Here is a 23012-nt window from a genome sequence, read left to right as displayed (position 1 = left end):
CAGCCACGGCTCGCCCTCCTCTCCGGCGTTGCCAGGGATCGTCGCCGGGGCGATCCCGGCGAGGACCAGAACGGTTCCCGCCACGTTCGAGCGCGAAGCACCGGTGGCGGCCGCGTGCAGCAGCAACAGGGCTCCGGGGAGCACGAGCAGGAACACCAGACTCGTTCCCTTGTCGTGCGGGAGGAGCGTGAACGCAAGTCCCGGCACGCGGCGAACGTATCAGCGCTCCGGGCGCGTGGGCTCCTGCTGCAAGATGCCGTGTAGAACGAGCGCGCGAACCGCAGCGGCGGCCCGCTCGGGACTCCACCGGTGGCCGGTGCGCAAGTGGATGTAGGTCCAGCCTGCGGAGTTGAACAACACCGTCGCGAGGTCCGGGTCCTGCTCCGGACGCAGGACCGCTTCCGCCCGGGCGTCGTGCAACAGGCGCTCGAGCGGCTCGGTGAAGACCCCGCGAGTCACGTCGCCCTCAGGGTCGTCGTCGGCCTCGTGGAAGACCTCATCCGAGATCGCACCGAGGGCGACCAGGAGGGGGAGGTGGCGTTCGGCCTGCTCGAGCAGCACGTCCACCGCAGCCGAAAGTCGCTCCCCCGCCGGAAGCGAGGACGTCAGCAGCGGCCACATCGCGTCCCGGTACTCCGTGGTGGCCCGAGCGGCGAGCAGGCCCAGCACGTCGCCCTTCCCGATCTCGTGCCGGTGAAGCGTCACGCGGGACACCCCGATCGCGCTCGCGAGGTCCTCCAGACGCAACCCGGCATAGCCGGTCCGGCCCATCGCCGCGGCGGCCGCGTCCAACTGCTCATCACTCAACTTCATACCCGTGAACTATACGCACCACTTGCACAGATGAAACATCTGTGTTTCACTCTAGAACCATGAAAGGTTCACGGTTCATCGGTCAGCTCGCACCGGCCGCGTTCTCGTTCGCGGCCGCGACAGCCCTTGCGGGCGGCTACTGGGACGATGCGTGGCACACAGAACGCGGTCGCGACACGTTCTTCATCGCGCCCCACATCGCCATCTACCTCGGGATCGCCGTCGCGGGCCTGGCCCTCGCCGCCGCACTCGCCTCCCGGACTCGGGACCGGCGCACCGACGTGCTGCTCAGGATCGGACTGCTGACCTTGATCGGAGCGCTTCTCTCAGGGCCGCTGGACAACGCCTGGCACGAGGCATTCGGCCGCGACTCGGTGCTCTGGAGCCCACCGCACATGCTCGGAATCGTCGGCTCGCTCGGCCTGGCCTACATCATGCTCCTGCACCTCAGCACCACCCCGCAACATCACCGCGTCCTCGGCGCCGCCACCGCCGGGCTCGTCGTCGCCGCAGCCGCCTTCAGCGTCGCCGAGTACGAAACCGACGTACCGCAGTTCGCGCCCGTCTGGTATCCGATCGTGCTGGCGTTCGCCGCGACCGTCGCACTGCGCCTGATCACCAACACGACAACGGCCCGGTGGGCAGCCACCAACGCCGCAGCCGTTCAGTCCGTCTTCGTCGCCGTGACCGGCGCGCTGCTGCTCGGCCTGGGCTACGACGCACCTTGGTTCTCGCTGATGCTCGCGCCGGGCCTCGCCATCGACCTCGGCGTCCGCCGACGGTGGGGGTACGCACGCTGCGCAGGCGCCATCACCCTCGCTGTCGTCCTCGTTGTCATGCCGCTCCGCGAGATCGCCGGTGGCGTCGGGCTGACAGCCTCCGACATCGGTCCCGCCGCCGCAGGGGTCTACGTGACCTCGCTCCTCGCGCTGTGGCTCGCCGACGGTGCACCACGCCGCAGGGGGAGGCCTGCTGACCGCGGCCACCGCACTCGCCCTGCTGCTGCCGGGAGCCGCGTACGCCCACGACCCCGGACAGGGCAACCCCGCGGGCACCGTCGCGTGGCGAGCCCAGACAACCCGTCAAGACGTGACAGCCACCGTTCGCGCCGACGCGTTGTGCGGACGGACGCCGGCCCGTCTGGTCGCCCGGCGAGGGGGACGGCTCATTCGGGGCTCGGACCTGCGCGGGGACTGCCGCCGAACCGGTCGCCTGAACCTGGACCGCGCCGGGCGCTGGTTCCTCTACCTGGAGATCGATGCTCCCGACGGACGGATCGAGAGCTGGGTCCCCGTCACGGCGGGGACATCGAGGACCTCCGCGCAGCCGCTGCGGTACGCCTACTACCCGCGAACGCCAGGGCGCGCTTCCACGATCAAACTCGGAGCCGGCCTGCTGCTGTACTCCCTGGTCGCCGCCTTCCTCGTGCTCCTCGCTCGCGCCGCGCGGGCCCTGCAACCGACAACCTCAGCCAAGCCGGCGTGACGTCCGTCGGGACCTCGCCATGGTCGATCAGCCGATGACCACCGGCGTTCCTACGCGAACCCGTCGATAGAGCCGCACGACATCGCGCACGCGCATGCGCACGCATCCGTGGGACGCCCGACTTCCGATCGACCCCTCCTCGGACGTCCCGTGGATCCCGATCCCCCGGCGAGGCCCATCCAGCGGGCCCGCAGCGGGTTCTGCGGCGAACCGCCCGCGACGACCGAGCCACCCAACTCGCCCGCCCACGGAGCGTTGGGCACGTACCAGTCCGGGTTGACCTGCTTGGACCGGATCCTGAACCGACCGCTCGGCGTCGGATAGGCCGGCTGCCCATGAGCGATCCGGTAGCTCGAGACGCGTCGCAAACCGACGAACAGCCGCAGCGTGAAGGTCCGCTTGTCGACCGTGACGATCGACGGATACATGCGCCGCAGCGCACCATCTGTATGAGCCGGGCGGATGCGGCGCACAGCGACCGTCACGCGACGCCCCTCCGGCTGCGCGGCAAGGGTCGCGATCGTACCGGCGAGCCGCGACGCGTCCACCTCAAGCCCCACTCGCGCGCGTCGCCACGACACACCACGACTCGTGATGCGGACCAGCCGCGCAGACCGAGCGCTCCGACGCACCGCGAGACGCACCCTCTCAGCCTGTGCAGCGACCCGGCTGGGATCGGTCACCACCGTCAGGCCCACATCGACCGGGCCGGTAGGAGCCGTCACCGCCGCGGCGCGCTGAGCCGTCCCGGGAGCGTCCAGCTGTGCCCCGAGCTCTGCGGGATCGATCGCGAAACGGCGCCCAGCGACCATCAGGACCAACGGCACCTGCAGCCGGGGACCCAACCGGTCCTGCAGCCGGGCCGCAGCGGCCTGCACCGTCAAACCGCCGAGGTCGACACCCCCGGCGCTGACCCCCGCGGCAATCACCTGATCGCCAGACGCGCGCGCGCCAGGGGCGAAGCCGAGAACGACCACCGCCACCGCCAGGATTCGCAACATGCCCGGACGGTACCAGCACTCCTACGTAGCGTCGGAGATTTGCGGCGAGGAGCGACCGGACGCGACAGCGAACCTCCTGGCACGCCGGCGCAACGCCCAGATCCCCACGAAACCGACGGCGACAAGCGCCAGGCTCGTCCACTGCGCCTGCCGCAGGCCCAGGCCGACCACCGGACTGTCACGGATTACGAAGAAGATCACGAACCGCGACGCGGCGTAGCCGGCGACCACTGCGCACAGCAGAGCGCCAGGGGGCCCGAAGGTCCGACGCAGCCGCCAGGCGACGATGAACAGCAGCCCCGCAGCGATGATCTCGTAGAACGCCCCGGACTGATAGGCGACGTCGCGCAACGGGGTCTCGGAATCGGGATGCGGATAGACGAAGCCCCACGGTGCGTCGGTCCGGGGCCCGTAGTGCTCCCCCGACAGCAGGTCGCCGACGCGCCCGACGGCCATACCGAGCGGAAACGTCAACGCGTACAGATCCAGATACCGCAAGACCGCTCCTGTACGCCGCAACACCACCCACGCCGCCAGCGGGGCCGCCAGCATCGCGCCGTAGAACGCAAAGCCACGCGTCCCCAACCACGAGCCGGGGTCCAAAAGGGCGGCAGCGTCGTCCTGTGCGAGAAAGAAGAGCCGCGATCCGACGATCCCGGCGATCGCGATCGCGACGATGCCGTCAGTCGCGCGCGCGGGATCGAGTCCGTAGCTCGGAGCCAGTCGCACGACCAGCGCGCTGCCGACGGCGATCCCGACCGCGATCATGACCCCGTGCCACGCCAGTTCCACCGGACCTAGGGAGAACGTGGGGGAGAGGTCGAGGGTGATCGCCGCCATTCGCATGTCCTACGAAGTGTAGGACATACTGTTGGGGTGATCCTTGGACGCGCCATCCTCGTCCTGCTCCTCCCTCGTCGCGCTGGCCGGACTGGCCAGCGCACTGCGCGCCGCACGCCGCGGAGACCGACGCTACCTCGAGGTCGCCCGGCGGTCGGTGATCGCCAGCGCCGGGCTCGCCGCGAGCGCCATGCTGCTCCTGGAAGCCGCCTACGTCCGAGACGACTTCGACTTCGCGCTGGTCGCAGGGAACTCCAGCACGACCACGCCGCTCTACTACAAGCTGACAGCGGTCTGGTCCACGCAGGCCGGGTCGCTGCTCCTGTGGCTCTGCGTGCTGGGAGCGATGAGCGTCGTCGCAGTCCGCAACTTCCGCGACGAGCACCGCGAGCTGGAACCCATCACCGTCGCGGTGCTGCTCGCCGTCAGTGCGTTCTTCGCGTTCCTCATGGTCTTCTACGCAAGCCCGTTCGACGCCAGCCCCGTCGGCACATCGCAGGGAGCCGGCCTGCAGCCGCTGCTGCGCTACCCCCTGATGGCACTCCACCCGATCGCCCTGTACCTCGGGTACGCCGGGGCCACCGTCCCGTTCGCCTACGCCGTCGCAGCTCTCGCGCGTGGACGACTGGACGCCAGCTGGCTGACCGCCGTGCGCAGGTACGCCATGCTCGCCTGGATGTTCCTGGCAGCCGGCCTGGTCCTCGGGTCGCGCTGGTCCTACGCGGAGCTCGGCTGGGGCGGCTACTGGGGCTGGGACCCGGTCGAAAACGCGGCGCTCCTTCCCTGGCTCACCGCGACGGCCTTCATCCACAGCTCCGTCATCCAAGAACGGCGCGGCATGCTGAAGATCTGGAACGTCTCGCTCGTCGCCGCCACCTTCGTCCTGTCCCTCGTCGGAACGTTCCTGGTCCGTTCCGGGATCCTTGACTCGATCCACGCCTTCGGAGCCTCAACGCTGGGCGTCCCGTTCCTCCTGCTCATCGCCGCGACGATCGCACTATCCGTCGGGCTGATCGTCTGGCGCGTCCCGCAACTGCGATCAGAACACCGGCTCGACGGCATCCTCTCGCGGGAAACCGTCTTCCTGCTGAACAACGTCATCCTGGTCGGCCTCGCATTCGTCGTCTTCTGGGGCACCTTCTTCCCCCTGATCAGCGAAGCAGTCACAGGCACGAAATCCGCTCTCGGGCCACCGTGGTTTGAGCTGTACGTCACACCGCTGGGCATCGCGCTCGTGCTGCTGCTCGCCATCGGCCCGAACCTCGCCTGGAAACGCACCCGGCCGCGCGCCCTCGCCCGCGTCCTGCGCGTCCCCGCACTGCTCGCAGTAATCGCGGCCGCAGCAGCGGTATCGCTCGGAACGTCCTCCACGAGCGCCGTCCTCACCACCCTAGGTGCGGCCCTCATCGTCGCCGCCAGCACCCAGGAACTGGCCCGCGCCGCCACCGCCAGAGCAGCCGCCACCGGAGCCGGGCGGCGGCGATCGGCCCTAGACGTCGTACGCCGCAACCGCCGCCGCTACGGGGGCTACCTGACCCATGTCGGGTTCGCGACGATGTTGCTCGGTGTCGCGATCTCGGGTGCGTCGAAGTCCGGGCGCGACATCACCATGCGCCCCGGCGACGAGGTGACGGTCGCCGGCTACCGCGTCGCCTACGAGCGTCCAACTACCAGCGTCCGAAGCGAGAAGATCGCGTTCGGCACCTCACTGTCGATCTGGCGAGGTGGGCGGCGCCTGGGGACGCTGAGCCCTGCACGCGAGTACTACCCGTCGCTCGACCTCGGGGGGTCCAAGGGCACCTTCGGTCGATTCTTCGACGGGGAAGCGACCAGCGAGATCGGCATCCGCGCAAGCTTCGGTCGCGACCTCTGGATCTCAGCCGCCCCCGACCTCGAGACCCTCCGCAAGCCGATCGAGGAAGCGAACCGCCGCTTCAGCACCGTACCGCCGGTCGCCCAAGCACTCATCATCAACGCGATCGCCGAACGGTACGTCGTGCAGGCCCCGCCCGTCGCCTTTCGCGTCATCGTCCGGACCGGCGTGACCTGGATCTGGGTCGGCGCAAGCGTCATGGCGCTCGGCGCGCTGCTCGCCCTGCGCCGGCCTCGACGCCGACCGGGCGCTCGCCGCGCAGCCCTGCCCGCTCCGGAGAACCCGGCCCGGATGCCATACTCCGGCGTTCAATGAGCGCTATTGCCCCGTTGCAGGGTGATCTCCAGGTCCAGGTGATGGCCGTCATGTGGCGCCTCGACGAGGCAGCGGTCGACGACGTCCGCCAAAGCCTGCCGCCGCGCTACCGTGGCGCCTATACGACCGTGCAGACCGTCCTGAATCGACTCGCCGACCGCGGCCTGCTCAAACGCCGCAAGCAGGGCAAGCTCGTCCTCTACCGCGCCGCGATCACCGAGACCACCTACGTCGCCTCAACGGTCGAGCACGCCCTCGCAGGAGCATCCTCCGGCACCCGCGACGCCGTCCTGGCGCACCTCCTCGGGTCGATCGACGACCAGCAGATCGACGACCTCCGCCGCCTCCGCGAAGAGCTCGAGAGCAAGCGCAAGTAGCCCATGCTGGTCTCGCTCGCCGCGCTCCTGATCGCCGCCAGCCTCGCGCTACCCCACCGCGCCGCCCTCGATCGCGCACGCCCGGAACTCGCCATCGCTGTCTGGGGCGCCGCGCTCGTCCTGCGCGCAGCGCTCGCCCTCGGCGCCGCCGTCTTCGCCTTCCGGTTCATGCCGGCCACTGACCTCTTCGGCGCGCTGACCCACTGGTGCTGGCACACGGCGCTTCCCGGGCTCAGCACCCACCTGGGCCTCAACGGTCACGCCGTCGGAGACATCGCCGTGCTGATCCCCATCGCCGTCCTGGCGTTCTCGCTGCTCACGGTCGGACACGGCCTCGTGCGCGCATCGCGCGCAGTCACCCGTTTCGTCCGCCGCACCGCAGTCGGCCCCGGACCGGAAGGGTCCGTCATCGTCGGCCAACCCGGCGTTCTCGTCGCCGCAGCAGGCCTCACCCGCCCCAGAATCATCGTCAGCCCCCTCGCGCTCGCAGTGCTCGACGAACCCGAACTCCAGGTCAGCCTCGAGCACGAACGCGGCCACGTCGTACGACGCCACCGCTACGTCCTGCTTAGCGCCGAGATCCTCCGCGCCCTCGGCCGCGTCGTGCCCGGATCCCGACATGCAGTCCGCGAGATCCAGTTCCACCTCGAGCGAGACGCTGACCGCTGGGCCCTGGCCCGCGGAGGCGACCGCCTCGCCCTCGCCTCCGCGATCTGCAAGGCCGCCGAACTGCGCTGCGCCACCAGCCCCGCGCTCACCGCGCTGTCCGGCTCCTCGGTGACCACCCGCGTCCGCGAGCTCATGGACGGCGACCGCGACCGAAACGACCGCGGCCACCTCCTCCTCGCCAGCTGGCTCACCGGCCTTGCGCTGGTGTTCGTCGCGCTCCTTCCCGCCGCAGCGCTCTCGCCGGCCTCCGCAGCCGTGATCGTCGAGCACTGCCCCTTCTAGACGACGACCGCCAGCCCAACTCCCACGCCCTGTAGGATTCAGGGGGCGTGCTCGTCGCCATCAACCGCACCCTCCGCCGCGCTCGACGCCGCATCGCCCTGTCCGTGGCCATGCTCTTCGTCGTGTTCGCCGTGATCGCGGCGCACTCCGCGCTGGGCGGCGGGCACATGGACCACGAGCAGGGCATGGCCACCGCCCTGGCTGTCTGTCTCGCCATCAGCGAGACCGCCGCAGGGGTCTTCATCGCCGTCGCCCTCAGTCAAGCCGCGGGACGCGTCGGACGCTGGCGACCCAGAGCCGAGCGCGCACTCTCCCAGATCACTCCGTGCCCCCGGACCACGAGCGCCCGCGCCCGGGCGGGCCCAGAGCTGCAGGTCTTCCTGACGTGATCGAGCGCTGCGTCACCTCACCGGTGCGCACCCACACTCGATCAGCTAACCCAAACAGGAGAACGACAACCTCATGCAGCACATCCTCAAGACCCGCCCGCTCACGCTGGCGGTCGCACTCATCGCCGTGCTCGCCGCGCTCGTCGTGGCCGGCTGCGGCTCCGACGACGACTCCGGCACGTCGAGCTCAAAGACCGGCAACGGCGTCGACCTCGCCTTCGTCGAGGAGATGGTCCCCCACCACAACTCCGCCGTCGCCATGGCGACCATCGCCAAGGAACGCGGCGAGCACGACGAGATCAAGACGCTGGCCGACAACATCATCAAGAGCCAGACCGCGGAAGTCACTCAGATGGAGACGATCGCCAAGACGCTCAAGGCCGACGGCGTCACCTCCGGCGACCTTGGTGTTCCGGAGGCGATGATGGGCATGTCCGGCGACGAGATGTCGCTGGAGACCGCCGACCCGTTCGACCGCGAGTTCATCGACATGATGGTCCCGCACCACCAAGGCGCGATCGTCATGGCGCGTGCGGTGCTCAAGAGGGGGAGAGCGCCGAAGTCAAGAAGCTCGCCGAGGCGATCATCGCCGCACAGTCCAAGGAGATCGGCGAGATGAACAGCTGGCGCAAGGAGTGGTACGGCGCGGAGTCTCCCGCAGGCGGCGTCCCCGCCGACACCGGCTCAGAGGACTCCTCCTCGGAGAGCATGCCCGGACACTCGATGTAGCCCGACTGCCGTGCCGGCCGGGACACCAGACCAACGGCGCCGGGGAGACCCGGCGCCGCCGGCCGGCCGAGCGGCGTTCGTCTTCGCCGACCTCGTCGGCTACACCGCGCTGACCGCCCACCACGGCGACGAGCTCGCCGCGGACCTCGCGCTCGCACTCGCTGACCTGGCGCGCACTGTCTTCCGTACCGCCACGTTCGTCAAGACGATCGGGGACGCCGTCATGGTTCGCGTTCCCGCCGCCAACGACGCCGTCGACCATGCCCTGACGCTGTGCGAGGTCGTCTGCGCACGCGTCGACTGGCCACAACTCACCACCGGCATCGCGTACGGCACCGCGGCGCAGCGCGGCACCGACTACTTCGGCGCGACCGTCAACCGCGCCGCCCGACTGTGCGCCCACGCCCAAGCGGGCCAGGTGCTCGTCGATCAACCGCTGCGCGACGCCGTCGGCCGGCACGACGGAATCCTCTGGGAGCCCGGGGGAGAGGTCGTCCTGCGCAACCTCGCCGAGCCCGTCACGGTCCACCAGGCCACCTGGCGACGCGCCGCACCTCGGGCCGTCCCGGCGATCGACCCGGTCTGCCGCATGCGCATCGACCCCGCGACCGCGATCCGCTCGACGCACCATGGCCAAGAGCTGTGGTTCTGCTCCCCGGAGTGCACGGCGCGGTTCCACCGCTCCCCAGAAGCCTTCACCAAGTCCTAGGACCCGTAGGAAGAACACGCAGAGGCCCAGTAGGGCATGCTGTACCCGGTGCTCGCCGGAATCCTCATCGCAGCGCTCGCCGGGCTCTTCGCCCGCCTCATGGTCCCGGAGCCCAAACCGCCGCGGGCGGCCGCCGTTCTGGCCGGCTTCCTCGGCATGCTCTCCGGCGCCCCGATCGCTCATAAGATCAGTGCCGATCACGAGTTTCACGCCTTTCGCCCCGAGAGCACGATCGCCGCCGTCGCCGGCGCCTACGTTCTGCTCGTCCTCCTACGACTGGTCATCCGCCGCTTCGGTGCATCCGAGGAACGACGCCTCTTCTCCTGACGCGCCTCGCCGAACCCTGGGCGGTCGCACGCCCGCACCACTTTCTCCTACACTTCGTCGGAATGCGAGGCGTGCGAGACCCAGACATGCAGTTCAGGATCAGAGCTGCCGTTCGTCACGGCAACCGAATCCGGTGGTTCGCAAAAGCCCGGAGCCTGCGGGCCTACGGCGCCAACGGTGCCTCGCTCGCTTCCCGGATGCGATACGTGCTCTGGGACCCGGAGGTAGGGGACTTCTCCTTCGACCTGGCCGACCTCGACGCCGCAGCGCACTTCCTCGCCGCGAACTTCGAGGTCACGCCCGAGGTTGCCCGCCAGCTGCTCGAGGAGCCCGCCCAGGACGAGCGACTGCAGCGCGACTACGCCGCCCTTCGTCGGCCCGCGCTCCTGCGACCTCAGATGGCCCTCGGGCACCGCCCGCTGCTCTGGGCCCTGATCCGGCTACGGCGCCCGCACGTCGTGGTCGAGACAGGCCTGTGGTACGGACTCGGAGCCATGGTCATGCTGCGCGCACTCGAACGCAACGTCGAGGACGGAGGTCACGCCGGACGGCTGATCAGCTTCGACCCCGACCCGACCGCGGGATGGATGGTTCCCCAGCGCCACGCCGACCGCTGGACCTGGGCGCGGGCCACCACCCAGGACGCACTCGCCGCCAACCTCGCCGGCATCCGCGTCGACCTCTTCGTCCACGACACGCCCTCAGAGCCCGACCTCGAACGGTACGAGTTCACCACCGCGGCCGACGCGGCCGCCCCGGGCGCCGTCCTGTGCTCGGGCAACGGGCAGAACACCCCGGCGCTCCGCGAACTCTGCGACCAGCGCGGCTTCCCGTTCATGCACCACGACTACGCCGCCGCGGGCCACTTCTATCGCGGAAACGGGATCAGCTTCGCCACCGCGACCCGCATGACCAAGACCCTCTGAACCGTCACGGACCGGGCGGTCCTTGCAGAACCGCATAACGCGGCGAACCAGGTCGAGACCAACTCCTACGATACGTAGGATAAACGGATGGTCCCTGTCTTCCGGGCGGGAGCAGCGCTCCTCGCCGGCATCCTCATGGCCCTTCTTGCCGGCCAAGGCACCTCCGGCGCACGCCTCCCCGATCCCGCCGACCTCGCCGCACGAGCGGAATCCACCCGCGCAACGATCGTCCGAACCCGGCTGCGTGAACGCCGGCTGGCGCTGAGCATCAACTCCTTCCAGCGCCGGATCACCAAACTCGGAGCGCGCGGAGCGGTCCTCGAGCGCCGACTACAGACCCTCCGCACCCGCTACGCCGCCCGCGCAGCCGCCCTCGCCACGACCCGCAGAACACTGCGACGTCAGCGGCGGCGGACCGCCCGGCTTCGCAGCCGGCTCGGCCAGGTCCGAGACCTGCTCGCGGTCCGGCTCGTCGCCGAGTACAAAGCAGACCCGCCGGACCTCGTCAGCGTCGTCATCGGCAGCGACGGCTTCGCTGGCCTCCTCGAGCGCCGGGAGTTCCTGCGCCGGCTGCAGCGCAGCGATCAGGAGCTCATCCGTCAGGTCAGGCGCGCACAGACCGAAGCCGGGACCGCGATCGCCGCCCTCAAGCCACTCCAAGACCGCCAACAGACCGCCGCTCGCCGGGTCCGCCAACAGGCTGAGACCGTCCAGGCCGCCCGCAACGACGTCGCACTGATCGAGCTACAAATCGCCGCGGCACGCGACACGCGCCGACGCTCACTCGCCCTGGCGAAGGTGTCCCGTCGTCGCCAAGAACGTCACCTCGTCGCACTCCAGCGCGAGCAGCGCCGAGTGAGGGCGATCCTCGCGAAGTCCGCCCGGCAGGCACCAGCCAGTGCTTCGGCCGCGCCGACAACGACCGCAGGCGGAGCGCTGCAGATGCCTGTCTCCGGACCGCTGACCAGCCCGTTCGGCCCGCGCTGGGGACGTCTGCACGCCGGGATCGACATCGCCGCCCCGGGCGGGACGCCGATTCGAGCTGCAGAGGCCAGCCGCGTGGCCACCGCCGGCTGGATGGGGGGCTACGGGCTCTACACCTGCATTCAGCACACCGCCTCCAAAGCCACCTGTTACGCCCACCAGTCGCGCCTGGGTACCCGGACAGGCGCGACCGTCCGCCGCGGGGAGATCATGGGCTACGTCGGCAACACCGGCAACTCGTTCGGGGACCACCTGCATTTCGAGGTAAGAATCAACGGACAGCCGGTCAACCCGCTCGCATACCTCTAACTCCCTACTCCTACGAGATGTAGGATAAAGGATGTGATCGTGACCGCCTTTCGAGCCTGGCAGCTGCGTCAGTGGGTGGCAGCCGCCGCGGGGACGGCGCTGGCCGCCGCGGTGATCGGCATCCCGACCGGGATCATCCAGACGTCGTACTACACGCGAATGACCCCGGTGCTCTGGTGGAACTGGCCCGTCTGGGCGGCCTCGTCGCTGCTGCTCGGGCTGACGGCGGCGACCTATCTACGGGCAGCCCCGCAGAGCCCGCGGGGGACGACCCGCAACGCCGGTGCGACGCTGCTGTCGACCTTCGCGGTCGGCTGCCCGGTCTGCAACAAACTGATCGTCGCGCTCGTCGGCGTCTCCGGCGCCCTGGACTACTGGGCACCGGTCCAGCCACTCCTCGGTCTGGCCGGTGTTGCGCTCCTGCTCGCCGGGCTGCGGATTCGCCTGCGGGGCCAGATCTCCTGCGCCAGCCCGCAGGTCGTCGGCGTCCCCGCCGGCTAACGCGCGCCAGGCCGCACGAATCCCACAGCGCCCCCGGCGTCAGGCCCATAGTTCCGGCGTGACACCGCGTCCGATGAGTTCCCTTCAACGACGGTCAGCTCGCCCCGCGGACCGACCTTCTCCACCACACCCATGTGCTCGTCCCACAAGATCAGGTCGCCGGGCCTCGGGACGTCGCTCCTCTTGAGGGTCCGGCCGGTCCGCGACGCCCACGACCATACGTCGTCAACACGCGCAAAGCCCTGACCCGCGTCGCCAAGAGGTGTGCCGGCCCGCGCCGACACCCACGAGGCGAAGTACGCACACCACGGGCCCACGGGACCCCCCGGCACAGAGCGACGGTACTCAGCGATCCTCGGCGAGTCATTGGAACCGGGAGGGGCCTCGCGCACGCCGACCTCGGCAGCGGCGAACGTCGCCGCCGAATCCCCCGCGTTCGAACGCGATGGGGGAGACGCCGTCGCGCTGGCCAGGACCGACGAGAAGGCGACCGGCGAGTCGGTCACCTGGACGGGAACCGGCCCGGGGACGTACTGGCGGATCTCAGCGATCCGCGCCACGACCAGCTCAACGCTCATGAACCGGTGATCGGCAGACACAGCATCTCCTACACTCTGTAGTGATGACGAGTTCGTCGGACGATCCGGCTTCACAGGAGACGACGCCCATCGGGCGCCGCGCGTTTCTCGGAACACTCGCAGTCGGCGGGGTGACGCTGGCCACCGGAAACGCGCTCACCGACGCCCTCGCACGACTGGCCTCACCCATCACCGGCCGGCTTCCGCAGGGCGTCCGCGACGCTGTCCCCGCGTCATCGTCGGGATGGCGGATCTACACCGTCTCGCGCCCCATGCCGCAGTTCGAACCGTCGCGCTGGCGGCTCGATATCGACGGCGACGTGACACAACCAATCCGCTACAGCTACGACGAGCTCCTCACCCTTCCTCGCACGACGCAGACCTCCGACTTCCACTGCGTCACCGGATGGAGCGTCCAGAACGTGCGCTGGGAAGGGGTGAGCGTCGCAGCGATTCTTGACCGAGCCGGGCTCCTCGCGGGCGCCCGTGCCGTCCGGTTCGTTTCCGCCGAGCGCCCCTACGTGGACTCACTGACCCTCGCTCAAGCCCGCCTCGACGACGTCCTGCTGGCCTACCGCATGGACGGACGAGCACTCTCCCGCGCGCACGGAGCCCCGCTCAGACTCGTCGTGCCGAAGATGTACGGCTACAAGAGCGTCAAATGGGTCGAGCGCCTGGAGGTGACCGGCGACCGGTCGCCGGGATACTGGGAGCAGCGGGGGTACGACGCCGACGCGTGGATCGACCCCGACGATGCGGTCTGAGCTCGTCCCGCGGTTCAGCGCCACCGCGCGCGCCCTGCATTGGATCCACGCAACGGGGTTCCTGGCGATGACCTCTACCGGCCTTGCCCTGTACGTCCCGGCCTGGAGTGGACTCGCCGGCGGCCGGACAGCGCTGAAAGCCGTCCACCTCGCGGCCGCCGCACTCTGGTTTGCCGGCATCGCGGCGACCGTGGCCGTTGCCGACCGCAGGGCCCTTCGGTCAGCCCTTCACGACCTCGAGCACTTCGACGTCGACGATCGCCGCTGGTTCAGAAACCGCCGGGTCCCCCAAGGACGCTTCAACGCCGGCCAGAAGCTGCATACCGCGCTGCAGGCCGGGCTTGCCTGCCTGCTCGGCCTCTCCGGAGCCCTGCTGTGGCTCGGCGAGCGCAACCACGCCTTGCGCACCGATGGCGCGCTCACCCTGCACGATGCCGCGGGCACCGTGGGACTCGTCCTGCTCAGCGGCCACCTGTGGTTCGCCGTCATTCAGCCGTCCACCCGTCCAGCGCTGCGCGGGATCGTGACCGGCCGGGTCTCACGGGACTGGGCACGCCACCACCACCCGAAATGGGACCCGCGCCACGAGACCCGACCGCCGACCGCTCCCGGGCAACGCCTCGTCGCGCTCGCAAGCCTCGCGCTCGGAGCCGGCGTCGCGCTCCTCTTCCTCCGTGAGGGCGACCTTCTTCCGCTCTGAGCCATCACGAGGCCCTGAGCCTGGAGCCGCACCGGGGCCGTCCACCCTCGCGCCCGGCGGTTCGACGACGCCGCGGCCCTTGCTGCCGCGCGACCCGGGCTACCCGTCGTCTGGACCCGCGGCCGATGACCCGAGGGCGACCCGTCGGTACAGCACCGCGCCCGTGAGCGTCTTTCCCGCGGATTGCGCCCACCCATGACGGCGTCCAACGCTCAGGGCCTCAAGCACTTCACGTTGCTGGCACCCCAGCATCCCGGCGAGGTCCCGTGCTGTCACGGACCGTCCATCGAGCCGCTCCAGCGCGAGGCGGAGAGCGGCGATCAAGTCACTCATCGCCACCCCGTTATACCGGAATTCAGCTAAAAGAGTCCCAGCGACGAAGCTCGGGCAACGGGTCGACGCCCTCGCCGCCCGTGTACCACCCAGGAGCCGTCCAGAGCTCGAAGTGCAGATGGCATCCGGACGCGCGGCCCGTCTCGCCGACGTACCCGACCCGCTGACCGGCCAGCACCTTCTGGCCCTTCTTCACCAGCGCGGCATCGCGCATGTGCATGTACACGTAGGACTGGCCGGCCGCGTCCTGGAGAACCACGTAGTTCCCGGCGCGGTCCTGCGTCGCCGCGAACTGCACCGTCCCGGGCCGAACAGCGACCAGCGGCGTTCCGCACGCAGCGAACATGTCCTGGCCGCCATGTCCCCGGGCACCGCCGAAGTTGTTCGTGTCGCTCTGACCGAGGTCGTGCTTGCCACGGATGGGGAACATCGCGTCGTGCACCAGCAGCGACTGCGCGCTGGCCTGCGAGGCGGTCGGCTGGCCGGTCAGCCGCAACTCGTAGCGGCCATCGGCCACGACGCTGCCGTTGGCCGTGCCATCCCAGCGAATCTCGCCGCTCCCTGCCGGCACCGGCCATGAACGGACCGCCACGCCGTCGCTCAGACGCACCGCCTCGACCGTGCCGGCGCCCGACGCCGAGTACCGCAGCACGGCCCGCTTACGCGACCCGGCGATCAGCGCCTCCCCGGGCTTGAGATCGGCCGCGGCACCAGTCACGTCCGCCTGAGGAGCCGCGCCCGTCAAGATCCGCAGCTTCCGGGTGCGACTCGATCCGCCCGCGGGGCTCTGCAGCCGCAGGACGCCCGACCGAGCGCCGCGCGGCACCGTCACCACGAGTTGCTCGGCGGACCTGGTGACCGGCACCGCCGACCGGTCGTCGCGCGAGCCCTTCCCGCCGAGGAAGGCGACACGCTCGACCCCATCGAGACCTTCGCCGGCGATCGTCAGGGTCTGCCCGACCCGGCAGGCCCACGACTCGCCCGATGCGCAGGTCGCGACCGACGCCACCGCACGGTCCGGAATCGCCGCGCCTCCGGTCGAGGTCTGCGCGCCGGCAGGGGCTGCAGACACAGCGGTGGTCATCAAGGCGAGCACGGTCAGGCTCGTGATCCGTCGGGGGTGCACCAAAGGCTCTCTTTCGTCGGCCTACGGGGTTAGCTGACGGGCTCGCGCAGAAAGAGTCGCGCTACGACATACGGTCGATTCGCCCCGTGAGTGGGTCCCCCGCTCCTCGACACGCGAGGACTCGGCGCTCCTATGACGTGTAGGAGATTACTCCACGGGACGGCGTTATGTCGATCCAGTCAGCGCGCACCAGCTCACGGGGTGCCGCGGCACCGGTATTGCACCGAGATCTGAGGCCTGCAGTACGTTGCGCGCGTGGGACCGGTCAGGACACGACGCCTGCTGTGGCGCCGCAGCGTGCGCTGGGCGTTGCTCGGTGTGCTCGCCGTCATCGCGGCATCGGTCGTGATCCATCACCCGGCTCCGGTCGCCGACCACGGCGACGGTCACCACCACGCGATCAGCGAGCTGTTGCTGTGCGTGGCGCTGGCCGGAGCCGCGCTGCTCAGCGCGACCGCAGCAGCACTCACGAGCATGGGGGGGACGTTCAGGCCGTCGTCGGTCTCCGTCCCTCGCGGCCTTCCTGCACCGGCGGTCCCGGCGCCCCGCGCGCGGGCCGGGCCCCCCGGCCGCCACTCGATCCTGCGGATGTGACGAGGGCGCGCGCCCCATCCTCTCGGGTGGGCGGCGACGACCCCTTTCCATCTTCCACAGGAGAACACCAGCATGGCCAGCCCGCTTCACCGCGCCCTCGACAAGGTGCGACTGCCGTACCGCTCGCGCCGGTTTCGCGCCGCGCTCGACATCCAGCCCCGTGCCGACCTCGTCGGGATCGCCGACCCCACCTACGGCGGCTACGTCGTCCCGGCCTCGCTGCTGCGGGAGGACAGCGTCGTGTTCCTCTGTGGCACCGGGACCGACATCACCTTCGACCTCGAGCTCATCTCACGCTTCGGCTGCCGCGTACTGGCGATGGACCCGGTCCCCGCCGCCGCGGAGTACGTCGCGCAGGCGGCCGCCGACGAGCCCCGTCACGAGTTCCTGCCCTACGCGCTGTGGAACGAGGACACCGAGCTCACCTTCCACGCTCCGCGCGTGGAGGGCTACATCTCCCATTCGGCCACCGACATGCACGGCACGGAGGTCGCGTTCACCGCGACCGCCCGCCGGCTGGCCACCCTTGCCGCCGAACGCGGAGTCGGACACGTCGACCTGCTGAAGATCTCCGCCGAAGGCAGCGAATACACCATCCTGGACGACGTGCTCGCCTCCGGGATCCCCGTCACGATCATCGCCGTCGAGTTCGCGACCCCGGTCAAGCCGGCCGTCCCGCTGGCCCACGTCGAGAAGCTCACCTCGGCCGGGTACCAGCTCGTCGCCGCCCACACCGCCGACTACAACTGGAAGCTCACCTTTGTTCGGACCTGAACAGGTCAGTGCGCGTGATGGGCGTGCACCAGGGCGTGCCCCTTGCCGCGGGCGATCAACCACCGGTTCGCGGCGAACGCGAAGGGAAACGCGATCGCGAACCCGCCGAGCATCGGGCCCCAGAAGAGCAGCTCGTCAAGATAGGCGTCCATCGCTCCCGGGTATAGGGCCATGAACCCGTTGTCGATGGCCTCCATGATCGAGATCGACACCGTGTCGGTCGCCAGGGCGATCGGCACGATCGCGCCGATCGTCATCCCTGCGCGGTAGAGCGGTAGGGACGTGAGAAGGTAGCCGAAGACGAACGCCAGACCGACCGCCAGGGCGATCGACGCGAGGTCGCCCCAACCCAGCGCGGTCGAGATGACGAGTCCGAGGATCTCGCCGATCAGGCATCCGGTCATGCAGTGCAGCGTCGCCGTGACGCTGAGGCGGTTGAGGCTCTGGGCTCCGTGATCCATGACCTCACCCCCCGCCGCATGAGGCGCGCGACCGCACCTATCAGCTCATCGGTGCGGTCCTCCCGGAGCTGGCCCTCAGCGCCCATGACGCAGTGGTGGGCGTGCTGATCGAGCAGGCCGAGGGCGACCTTGTCGAGGGCCGCCTGGATCGCGCCGATCTGCGTCAGGACATCGATGCAGTACCGGTCGTCCTCGACCATCGACTGCACGCCGCGCACTTGGCCCTCGATGCGTCGCAACCGCTTCTGCAGCTGGTCCTTGCTCGCGCTGTATCCCCGCGCCGAGGTGGTGGAAGTCGTCGTCATGCACCCAACAGTAGCAGTACCCCCAGGGGGTATGCTAGCCTCCGTCTTGCATACCCCCACCCCGTATCTACGAGAGGACGAGCATGACCCAACTCAGCGAGCGCACCTACACCGTGACCGGCATGACCTGCGGACACTGCGAACTCAGCGTGCAGGAGGAGGTCGAGGAGCTCGCGGGCGTCACCACCGCACATGCGGACCGCACCACCGGAACGCTGACCGTCACCGGCACCGACCTCGACGACGCAGCGATCCGCGCCGCCGTCGCCCAGGCCGGCTACGAGACGGGGAGCGCCTGATGAACCCCCCGACCCGCATCGCGCTCTTCGCCGTCACCGTCGGACTCGCCGCAGGCGGCGCGGCCCTCGCCGGCGCCGCGATCGATCCCACCGACGGCGCCGTCACCGCCGCCCCGCACTCTGCTGCCGACGCGCCCGCCGCGCAGGGGAGCCCTCACGGCGGCGGCCATACCAGCGACCGGTCGACCACAGCCGCGACCGAGTCTGCACAGGCGCCTGCCCCGGGCCTGGCGATCTCCCAGGACGGCTACACGCTCAAGGTCGACCGCACGACCCTCGACCCCGGCCGCCCGGCCCGGCTGACGTTCCAGATCCTGGGTCCCGACGGCCGACCGCTGCGCGACGAGTACGAGCGCTCGCACGAACGCGAGCTGCACCTGATCGTGGTCCGGCGGGACACGACCGGCTTCCAGCATCTGCATCCCACCAAGGACGGGTCCGGGACGTGGGGCACCCCGCTGCGTCTCGCCGAACCGGGCGTCTATCGCATGTACGCCGACTTCACCGTGGAGGGCCAGAAGCGGACCCTCGCCGCGGACCTCAACGCCCCCGGAGCGTTTTTGCCGGCCAAGCCTGTGGCCCTCACGCGCAGCGACCGCGTCGCCGGGCTCGACGTGCGCCTGGACAGCACGCGCGCACGCGCCGGCACGGAGTCCGAACTGACCTTCACCGTCAGCCGCAACGGCCGCCCGGCCACGGACCTGCAGCCCTACCTCGGCGCCCGTGGCCACCTCGTCGCACTCCGCGCCGGCGATCTGGCCTACCTGCACGTCCACCCGCTCGAGGAGACCGCGACGCAAACCGACCAGATCAGGTTCGCGGCGACGTTCCCGACCGCCGGGCGCTACCGCCTGTTCCTGCAGTTCAAGACCGACGGCGCCGTACGCACCGTCGACTACACCGTGGAGGTCCCGCGATGAGCACCACCACCCAGACCCAACAGCGCCTCGAGCTCCCCCTGGAAGGCATGACGTGCGCGTCCTGCGCCAACCGCATCGAGCGCCGCCTCAACAAGCTCGACGGCGTCCAGGCGACCGTCAACTACGCCACCGAGAAGGCCTCCGTCGCCTTCGACCCAGGACTCGCGTCCCCCGACGACCTCGTCCAGGCCGTCGCCGCCGCCGGCTACCACGCGCGACTGCCCCACACCGAACGCGCCGACACCGCCGACGAGCCCGAGGACGGCTACGTACGCGACCTCCGTCACCGACTGATCGGAGCGACCGTCCTGTCGGTCCCGCTGCTGCTCCTCTCGATGATCCCCGCGCTGCAGTTCGACTACTGGCAGTGGCTGGCCCTGCAGCTCGCCACGCCCGTCCTGTTCTGGGCCGGCTGGCCGTTTCACCGCGCCGCCTGGCAGAACCTCAAGCACGGCACCGCGACGATGGACACCCTCATCAGCGTCGGCACCATCGCCGCGTGGTCCTGGTCGGTGGTCGCGCTGTTCTTCCTCGACGCTGGCATGCCCGGCATGACCATGCCCATGGACCTCGTCCTGGACCGCAGCGCAAGCAGCTCCCACATCTACCTCGAGGCCGTCGGCGTCGTCACCACGCTGATCCTCGCCGGCCGATACTTCGAAGCACGCGCCAAGCGCCGCGCCGGCGCCGCACTCACCGCCCTGCTGGAGCTCGGAGCCAAAGAGGCCACGCGCCTGGACCAGGACGGCAACGAACGCCGCGTCCCGATCCACGACCTCGCAGTCGGCGACCGCTTCGTCGTGCGCCCGGGGGAGAAGGTCGCAACCGACGGCATCGTGGAGTCGGGTTCCAGCGCCGTGGACCAGTCGCTGCTGACCGGCGAATCCGTCCCCGTCGAGAAGCACCCGGGGGACGACGTCGTCGGCGCCACCGTCAACGCCGGAGGCCGCCTCGTGATCCGCGCCACCAAGGTCGGCGCCGACACCGCGATCGCCCAGATCAGCCGGCTGGTCGAGGACGCCCAGACCGGCAAGGCACCCGTCCAGCGCCTCGCCGACCGGATCTCAGGCGTGTTCGTCCCGATCGTCATCGGCCTGGCCGCCGTGGCCCTCGGCTTCTGGCTGGGCGACGGGACCGGAACCACCTTCGCGTTCAGCGCCGCCGTCGCCACGCTCATCATCGCCTGCCCGTGCGCGCTCGGGCTCGCAACGCCCACCGCACTGCTCGTCGGGACCGGCCGCGGCGCCCAGCTCGGCCTCCTGATCAAAGGTCCCGAGGTCCTGGAGTCCACCCGCGCCGTCGACACCATCGTGCTCGACAAGACCGGAACCGTCACCACCGGACGCATGGCCCTCGTCGAGGTCATCACCGACCCCTCCACCTCACGAGAGGAGACCCTGCGGCTCGTCGGCGCGCTCGAAGCCGCCTCCGAGCACCCGGTCGCGCAGGCGATCGCCGCAGGCGCCCGACAGGACGTCGGCCCGCTTTCCGAGGTCGAGGGCTTCACCAACCGCGAGGGCCTCGGCGTCGAAGGCGTCGTCGAGGGGCACGGCCTGATCGTCGGACGCCCCTCGCTCCTGCGCGACTGGTCCGTCGACCTGTCCAAGGAGCTCCGCGCAGCGTTCGACGACGCCCAGGGACGCGGCCACACCGCGGTCACCGCCGCCTGGGACGGGCAGGCCCGCGCCGTCATCGTCGTCGCGGACACCGTCAAGCCGACCAGCGCCCAGGCCATCGCCGCGCTGCGCGCCCTCGGCCTCACCCCGATCCTGCTGACCGGCGACAACGCCTCCAGCGCCCGCACCGTCGCCGACGAGGTCGGGATCGACGAGGTCATCGCCGACGTGCTGCCCGACGGAAAGGCGGACGTCATCCGCCGCCTGCAGGACGAGGGGCACGTCGTCGCCATGGTCGGCGACGGCGTCAACGACGCCCCCGCCCTCGCGCAAGCCGATCTCGGCCTGGCGATCGGCACCGGAACCGACGTCGCGATCGAGGCCAGCGACCTCACGCTCATCTCCGGTGACCTCCGCGCGGCCGCCGACGCCATCCGCCTGGCCCGCCGGACCCTCGCCGTCATCCGCGGCAACCTGTTCTGGGCCTTCGCCTACAACGTCGTGCTCATCCCGATCGCGATGCTCGGCTGGCTCAACCCGCTGTTCGCCGGAGCCGCCATGGCCCTCTCCAGCGTCTTCGTGGTCGCCAACTCGCTGCGACTCCGCCGCTTCCAAACACAACACCCCGCCTGACCCCGGCGGCCGGCGCGCAGACGGGCGCGCGCCGGCCGACCGCTCACGCGACCAGCGCCGCGCACGCCTCTGCGCACGCCCGACAGGCCTGCGCACACAAGCGGCAATGCTCGTGATGGTCGCCGTGGGCCTCGCAGCTCACCGCGCAACGCTCGCACGCCTGACGACACGCGTCGGCGATCGCGCGAGACACCGCCATATCGCCACCGCCCAGCACCAAGACGGCCGCCGTGGTGCGGCAGAGCTCGGCGCACTGCAGGTCATCGCGGATGCAGTCCGCCATCGCCGTGACATCGGCCTCGGACAGGCATGCCGACGCGCATGACGTGCACGCCACCTCGCAGCGCAGACACGCCTCTACACACGCAGCAATGAGTGACCGGTCAAGCTCGCTCGCGGTCGAATCGGCGGCCAGCAGGTCGGAGACATGATGTGACATGACGGTCCTCTCGTAGGGTCCGACCCGCGTTCCCGGCGGCCGCACGACCAAACGTTGTTCCTACGTCACGTAGTAGCGTGAGTGCTCATGGGTCGCCTGCGTACCGCCGTAGTCCTCGTCCTGCTCGCCACCGTGGCGAGCGGGTGTGGCGACGAGAAGCCCAAGGCGCCCGGAGCGGTCTTCGTGGACAAGCTCGGGCACGTCCACGCCGTCGGTATCGACCCCGCCGATGGAGCGACACTGATCGCGGCCCACAACGGCCTGTTCCGGGCTCCGGCAGGGCAGAGGCAACCGTCGCTGGTCGGCGATCAGAACCGAGATGTCATGGGCTTCGTCGTCGAAGGCGCCCAGCAGTACGCCGGCTCGGGCCACCCCGACGTGCGATCGAACGAACCCTCCTCGGTGGGGTTCATCCGCACGACCGACGGCGGCCGCAACTGGAAGAATGTGTCCCTCGCCGGACGCGCCGATCTCCACGCGATCGAGGTCGCGGGCAAGGTCGTCTACGCGTTCGACGCGCTGAGCGGAAAGCTCCTGTCCAGCGCCGACGCCGGCCGGACCTGGAAGCGCGCCACCGTCCCGCCCGTCCTCGACCTCGCCATCGACCCGCAGAACAGCCGGCGCGTCGTCGCATCAACCGAGCAAGGCCTGATCGTGTCCCGCGACGGCGGCCGGTCCTTCGAACCGCTCGCGGAGTTCCCGCTGAGCGTCCTGGCCTGGACCGGGGAAGGGGCTCACCGCGATCGGGCAGGACCAGGTCGTCCACCGCATCGACCGATCCCTGGACAACGTGCTGCAGGTCGGGCGCGCACCGGTGATTCCCGCCGCGCTGGCGGTCAGCGGCCGGACCATGGTTGTCGCGGCGGACGACGGCAGCGTCCACGAGAGCTCCGACGGCGGTAAGACCTGGAGCCCGCGCGTCAGCGCGGCACGCTGAACGC

At 70.1% G+C, this 23012-nt stretch carries 27 protein-coding genes, 2 pseudogenes and 1 riboswitch; of the genes and pseudogenes, 20 read left to right on the top strand and 9 right to left on the bottom strand.

Annotated features, from left to right (window positions below):
• Nucleotides 1-219 precede the first annotated feature (219 nt).
• Nucleotides 220-813, bottom strand: coding sequence for a TetR/AcrR family transcriptional regulator (locus tag GKE82_RS25560; RefSeq protein ID WP_154735609.1), 594 nt, complete (start codon nucleotides 811-813; stop codon nucleotides 220-222).
• Nucleotides 814-872: 59 nt separating this feature from the next.
• On the opposite strand from GKE82_RS25560, the gene GKE82_RS25555 reads away from it, so the two are divergent.
• Nucleotides 873-2336 (top strand): hypothetical protein, encoded by a 1464-nt coding sequence (locus GKE82_RS25555; protein WP_196189470.1) that lies wholly within the window; start codon nucleotides 873-875, stop codon nucleotides 2334-2336.
• On the opposite strand, the gene GKE82_RS31800 is transcribed toward GKE82_RS25555, so the two are convergent.
• The 3 genes and pseudogenes from GKE82_RS31800 to GKE82_RS25545 all read right to left on the bottom strand — a co-directional run bounded on the left by GKE82_RS31800 (nucleotide 2326) and on the right by GKE82_RS25545 (nucleotide 4139).
• Nucleotides 2326-2547: a L,D-transpeptidase gene (locus GKE82_RS31800; RefSeq protein WP_375337067.1), complete on the bottom strand. Its 222-nt coding sequence runs from the start codon at nucleotides 2545-2547 to the stop codon at nucleotides 2326-2328. The two genes, GKE82_RS25555 and GKE82_RS31800, sit on opposite strands and share 11 nt — an antisense overlap.
• Nucleotides 2541-2726, bottom strand: a pseudogene (locus GKE82_RS31795) (L,D-transpeptidase); the annotation flags it as partial. The gene GKE82_RS31800 and the pseudogene GKE82_RS31795, both read right to left, overlap by 7 nt.
• A gap of 594 nt (nucleotides 2727-3320) precedes the next feature.
• On the bottom strand, nucleotides 3321-4139 hold the full coding sequence (locus GKE82_RS25545; protein ID WP_196189453.1) for a prolipoprotein diacylglyceryl transferase: 819 nt from the start codon (nucleotides 4137-4139) through the stop codon (nucleotides 3321-3323).
• Between the two features lie 43 nt (nucleotides 4140-4182).
• Here GKE82_RS25545 and GKE82_RS25540 point away from each other — a divergent pair, with 43 nt between their 5' ends.
• From GKE82_RS25540 to GKE82_RS25490, 11 genes are all read left to right on the top strand, one after another.
• Nucleotides 4183-6327: a heme lyase CcmF/NrfE family subunit gene (locus GKE82_RS25540; protein WP_154735725.1), complete on the top strand. Its 2145-nt coding sequence runs from the start codon at nucleotides 4183-4185 to the stop codon at nucleotides 6325-6327.
• Nucleotides 6324-6704 carry a BlaI/MecI/CopY family transcriptional regulator gene (locus GKE82_RS25535; protein ID WP_154735604.1) on the top strand — a complete coding sequence of 127 codons (381 nt, stop codon included), beginning with the start codon at nucleotides 6324-6326 and terminating at the stop codon, nucleotides 6702-6704. Before GKE82_RS25540 ends, GKE82_RS25535 begins: the two co-directional genes overlap by 4 nt.
• Nucleotides 6705-6707: 3 nt before the next feature.
• Nucleotides 6708-7655 (top strand): M56 family metallopeptidase, encoded by a 948-nt coding sequence (locus GKE82_RS25530; RefSeq protein ID WP_154735603.1) that lies wholly within the window; start codon nucleotides 6708-6710, stop codon nucleotides 7653-7655.
• 47 nt (nucleotides 7656-7702) lie between these two features.
• Nucleotides 7703-8044 (top strand): hypothetical protein, encoded by a 342-nt coding sequence (locus GKE82_RS25525; RefSeq protein ID WP_154735602.1) that lies wholly within the window; start codon nucleotides 7703-7705, stop codon nucleotides 8042-8044.
• A gap of 73 nt (nucleotides 8045-8117) precedes the next feature.
• Nucleotides 8118-8663, top strand: coding sequence for a DUF305 domain-containing protein (locus tag GKE82_RS27500; RefSeq protein WP_154735601.1), 546 nt, complete (start codon nucleotides 8118-8120; stop codon nucleotides 8661-8663).
• Complete coding sequence (locus tag GKE82_RS31790) at nucleotides 8627-8773, top strand: hypothetical protein (protein ID WP_375337066.1); 147 nt, start codon at nucleotides 8627-8629, stop codon at nucleotides 8771-8773. Before GKE82_RS27500 ends, GKE82_RS31790 begins: the two co-directional genes overlap by 37 nt.
• Before the next feature lie 10 nt (nucleotides 8774-8783).
• Nucleotides 8784-9482 carry an adenylate/guanylate cyclase domain-containing protein gene (locus GKE82_RS31085; protein ID WP_154735600.1) on the top strand — a complete coding sequence of 233 codons (699 nt, stop codon included), beginning with the start codon at nucleotides 8784-8786 and terminating at the stop codon, nucleotides 9480-9482.
• Nucleotides 9483-9518: 36 nt separating this feature from the next.
• A complete protein-coding gene (locus GKE82_RS25505; RefSeq protein ID WP_154735599.1) occupies nucleotides 9519-9809 on the top strand; it encodes a hypothetical protein in 291 nt (96 codons plus the stop codon).
• Between the two features lie 197 nt (nucleotides 9810-10006).
• Nucleotides 10007-10735, top strand: coding sequence for a class I SAM-dependent methyltransferase (locus tag GKE82_RS25500; RefSeq protein WP_154735724.1), 729 nt, complete (start codon nucleotides 10007-10009; stop codon nucleotides 10733-10735).
• An 87-nt stretch (nucleotides 10736-10822) separates the two neighbouring features.
• Nucleotides 10823-12028, top strand: coding sequence for a M23 family metallopeptidase (locus tag GKE82_RS25495; protein WP_154735723.1), 1206 nt, complete (start codon nucleotides 10823-10825; stop codon nucleotides 12026-12028).
• A 39-nt stretch (nucleotides 12029-12067) separates the two neighbouring features.
• Nucleotides 12068-12529, top strand: a complete 462-nt coding sequence (locus GKE82_RS25490; RefSeq protein ID WP_230317261.1) for a hypothetical protein — start codon at nucleotides 12068-12070, stop codon at nucleotides 12527-12529.
• Here the strand turns inward: GKE82_RS25490 and GKE82_RS25485 are convergent.
• Nucleotides 12526-13107, bottom strand: coding sequence for a CHAP domain-containing protein (locus tag GKE82_RS25485; RefSeq protein WP_154735722.1), 582 nt, complete (start codon nucleotides 13105-13107; stop codon nucleotides 12526-12528). The two genes, GKE82_RS25490 and GKE82_RS25485, sit on opposite strands and share 4 nt — an antisense overlap.
• Before the next feature lie 44 nt (nucleotides 13108-13151).
• On the opposite strand from GKE82_RS25485, the gene GKE82_RS25480 reads away from it, so the two are divergent.
• Nucleotides 13152-13871: a molybdopterin-dependent oxidoreductase gene (locus GKE82_RS25480; protein WP_154735721.1), complete on the top strand. Its 720-nt coding sequence runs from the start codon at nucleotides 13152-13154 to the stop codon at nucleotides 13869-13871.
• Nucleotides 13861-14571, top strand: coding sequence for a cytochrome b/b6 domain-containing protein (locus GKE82_RS25475; RefSeq protein ID WP_154735720.1), 711 nt, complete (start codon nucleotides 13861-13863; stop codon nucleotides 14569-14571). The genes GKE82_RS25480 and GKE82_RS25475 overlap by 11 nt, the downstream gene beginning before the upstream one ends.
• Before the next feature lie 355 nt (nucleotides 14572-14926).
• On the opposite strand, the gene GKE82_RS30450 is transcribed toward GKE82_RS25475, so the two are convergent.
• Nucleotides 14927-16000, bottom strand: a complete 1074-nt coding sequence (locus tag GKE82_RS30450; RefSeq protein ID WP_154735719.1) for a peptidoglycan DD-metalloendopeptidase family protein — start codon at nucleotides 15998-16000, stop codon at nucleotides 14927-14929.
• 33 nt (nucleotides 16001-16033) lie between these two features.
• Nucleotides 16034-16167, bottom strand: a riboswitch (cyclic di-AMP (ydaO/yuaA leader).
• 118 nt (nucleotides 16168-16285) lie between these two features.
• On the opposite strand from GKE82_RS30450, the gene GKE82_RS25465 reads away from it, so the two are divergent.
• Nucleotides 16286-16624 (top strand): hypothetical protein, encoded by a 339-nt coding sequence (locus GKE82_RS25465; protein ID WP_154735718.1) that lies wholly within the window; start codon nucleotides 16286-16288, stop codon nucleotides 16622-16624.
• Nucleotides 16625-16696: 72 nt separating this feature from the next.
• Nucleotides 16697-17398, top strand: coding sequence for an FkbM family methyltransferase (locus GKE82_RS25460; RefSeq protein ID WP_154735717.1), 702 nt, complete (start codon nucleotides 16697-16699; stop codon nucleotides 17396-17398).
• 5 nt (nucleotides 17399-17403) lie between these two features.
• On the opposite strand, the gene GKE82_RS25455 is transcribed toward GKE82_RS25460, so the two are convergent.
• Entirely contained in the window at nucleotides 17404-17802 is a 399-nt protein-coding gene (locus GKE82_RS25455) for a DUF4396 domain-containing protein (RefSeq protein ID WP_230317260.1), read from the bottom strand.
• Nucleotides 17803-17867: 65 nt separating this feature from the next.
• A pseudogene (locus tag GKE82_RS29445) lies at nucleotides 17868-18164 on the bottom strand (metal-sensitive transcriptional regulator); the annotation flags it as partial.
• A gap of 83 nt (nucleotides 18165-18247) precedes the next feature.
• Here GKE82_RS29445 and GKE82_RS25445 point away from each other — a divergent pair.
• Genes GKE82_RS25445 through GKE82_RS25435 form a run of 3 tightly spaced genes read left to right on the top strand, consistent with a single transcriptional unit; the run spans nucleotide 18248 to nucleotide 21632 of the window.
• Nucleotides 18248-18463, top strand: coding sequence for a heavy-metal-associated domain-containing protein (locus tag GKE82_RS25445; protein ID WP_154735714.1), 216 nt, complete (start codon nucleotides 18248-18250; stop codon nucleotides 18461-18463).
• Nucleotides 18463-19383, top strand: coding sequence for a hypothetical protein (locus GKE82_RS25440; RefSeq protein WP_154735713.1), 921 nt, complete (start codon nucleotides 18463-18465; stop codon nucleotides 19381-19383). The genes GKE82_RS25445 and GKE82_RS25440 overlap by 1 nt, the downstream gene beginning before the upstream one ends.
• A complete protein-coding gene (locus GKE82_RS25435) occupies nucleotides 19380-21632 on the top strand; it encodes a cation-translocating P-type ATPase (RefSeq protein ID WP_154735712.1) in 2253 nt (750 codons plus the stop codon). Before GKE82_RS25440 ends, GKE82_RS25435 begins: the two co-directional genes overlap by 4 nt.
• Nucleotides 21633-21675: 43 nt before the next feature.
• Here the strand turns inward: GKE82_RS25435 and GKE82_RS25430 are convergent, their stop codons facing one another.
• Complete coding sequence (locus GKE82_RS25430) at nucleotides 21676-22071, bottom strand: four-helix bundle copper-binding protein (RefSeq protein WP_154735711.1); 396 nt, start codon at nucleotides 22069-22071, stop codon at nucleotides 21676-21678.
• A gap of 87 nt (nucleotides 22072-22158) precedes the next feature.
• Here GKE82_RS25430 and GKE82_RS25425 point away from each other — a divergent pair, with 87 nt between their 5' ends.
• Nucleotides 22159-22974 carry an exo-alpha-sialidase gene (locus tag GKE82_RS25425; protein WP_154735710.1) on the top strand — a complete coding sequence of 272 codons (816 nt, stop codon included), beginning with the start codon at nucleotides 22159-22161 and terminating at the stop codon, nucleotides 22972-22974.
• Nucleotides 22975-23012 lie beyond the last annotated feature (38 nt).

The organism is Conexibacter sp. W3-3-2 (genome assembly GCF_009707605.1).
In the GTDB taxonomy this organism is placed as follows: Bacteria; Actinomycetota; Thermoleophilia; order Solirubrobacterales; family Solirubrobacteraceae; genus Paraconexibacter; species Paraconexibacter algicola.
This window is presented reverse-complemented; position numbering and strand designations above follow the sequence as displayed.